Annotated in this window: 2 protein-coding genes; both read right to left on the bottom strand. The window is 62.6% G+C overall.

The genetic code is table 11. The annotated features are described in order from the left end of the window. Positions 1 to 947 (bottom strand): phosphatase PAP2 family protein (locus tag OXS49_RS33215; RefSeq protein ID WP_267428748.1); only part of this gene is annotated, 947 nt, incomplete at its 3' end. A 337-nt stretch (positions 948 to 1,284) separates the two neighbouring features. Continuing rightward, positions 1,285 to 1,922 (bottom strand): TCP-1/cpn60 chaperonin family protein (locus tag OXS49_RS33210; protein WP_276082364.1); only part of this gene is annotated, 638 nt, incomplete at its 5' end.

Below are 1,922 nucleotides of genomic sequence, written 5' to 3'. Positions count from 1 at the left end.
TAAGATTGGACACGCCCGCCGATCACGTCGAGCACGTAGTGCACGCCCAGCACGCTTCGGCTCTCGCCATACTCAGACGCGCGCAACAGCATGCTCTGGTACTGCTGCGGGACCAGCATCGCCAGCAGCGTTCCGTAGGTGAATCCGTAGGCGGTGTGGCCGCTCGGGAAGGAGGAATTGGTATCCACGCCGATCGTCGCCAGCGGATTGTAGATCGTGATCCGGGACGGGGCGACCTGATAGGGACGCGAGCTGCCGTAGGGATTCTGGCCGCCCTGCCTGTTGGTGACGCCGTAGGCGAGATCGTAGACGCTGTTGGTGGTGTTGGGCAGGCCGTTATAGGTCGGCAGGCTGTAGCCCGTCGGCGCGACTGCTGGGACGGGGATGGCGCCGGGGACGTACGTGCTGGAATTGTTGGCCGCGCCGTTCGCGAAGTAGTTCTTGGCAATTGCCGAATCGCCACCGGAAATGGCGAAGGCGGATGTCAGCAGCGTGTCGACCGAGGCGAGGGGCCCCTTGCTGCCGCTTGCCACGCCCCTCTGATAGATCGCGCCGAGAACGGGTCCGTACCCACCGACCGGCTGGCGTGGGGTAATTCCGTTGCTGGTCGCCTGATCAGCCAATCCGCCGGCGAGATTGGCGCCTGCCCCATATCCGGTCAGTCCAGCGGGCGAGTAGGCCGCCCCCGCCGTCACAAACAGATTCATATCGCTAGCTGCCAAGCCACGCCGGCTGGCCGAGGACCCGTTCAAAGCGACCGTGGAGTCGAGATTGCTTTGCAGGGTTGCGATACCAACCGCCGTCGCGTTGAGGCTCAGGTAGGGACTCAGTAAATTGAGGACATTGGCGTTCGCTGGGGTGATCCGAGCCGTCTGAGCGCGTGCTTCCGATCCCAAAATCGACGCCGCCGCGAGCGCTATGATCGAAACATGACCCGTCAACCGCATCGATCAACCCCTGCAATGATTCGCCGAATGCGAACGCGCAAAGGAACATGCAAATTTTTGAGCGGCTGCGAGCGTCATAAAGAGTCATGATTCATCGCGACGTTACTTGTGGCATCACAACAACATTATATTAATTGGCAAATTATATTTTGAAAGGCAGATATTACTCGGTCAAAATCGAATCATAACGTCATGCGATAGGTATGAATATACGATATAAAGTCGCCATGTTCAGTCTTGGCAGGCAGACCGGGACAATCACTCCGTTCGCAGCGCGCACGAAAAAGGGGCCGCCTCGCGGCGACCCCCTTCCTTCGTCTCGACGGGTGGCTTGGACTTAGAAGTCCATGCCGCCCATGCCGCCGCCGCCCGGCATCGCGGGGGCGCCGCTGTCCTTCTTCGGCGCGTCGGCGACCATCGCCTCGGTGGTCACCAGCAGGCCGGCCACCGAAGCGGCGTCCTGCAGAGCGGTGCGCACCACCTTGGCCGGATCGACGATGCCGGCCTGGATCATGTCGACATACTCTTCGGTCTGGGCGTTGAAGCCGTAGGTCTCCGAGGAGGTGTTGTCGGTGATCTTGCCGACCACGATCGAGCCCTCGACGCCCGCGTTCTGGGCGATCTGGCGGATCGGGGCCTCAAGGGCCTTCAACACGATCTTGATGCCGGCCTGGACGTCCGGAATGTCGGACTTCAGCTCGGCGACCGCCTTCTTGGCGCGCAGCAGCGCCGTGCCGCCGCCCGGGACGATGCCTTCTTCGACCGCCGCGCGGGTGGCGTTGAGGGCGTCGTCGACCCGGTCCTTCTTCTCCTTGACCTCGACCTCGGTCGCGCCGCCGACGCGGATCACCGCGACGCCGCCCGCGAGCTTGGCCAGGCGCTCCTGCAGCTTCTCACGGTCGTAGTCCGAGGTGGTCTCCTCGATCTGCGCCTTGATCTGGCTGATGCGGCCCTCGATGTCGGACTTCTCGCCGA

This window comes from Methylobacterium sp. GC_Met_2, assembly GCF_026540795.1.
Classification (GTDB): Bacteria; Pseudomonadota; Alphaproteobacteria; order Rhizobiales; family Beijerinckiaceae; genus Methylobacterium.
This window is presented reverse-complemented; position numbering and strand designations above follow the sequence as displayed.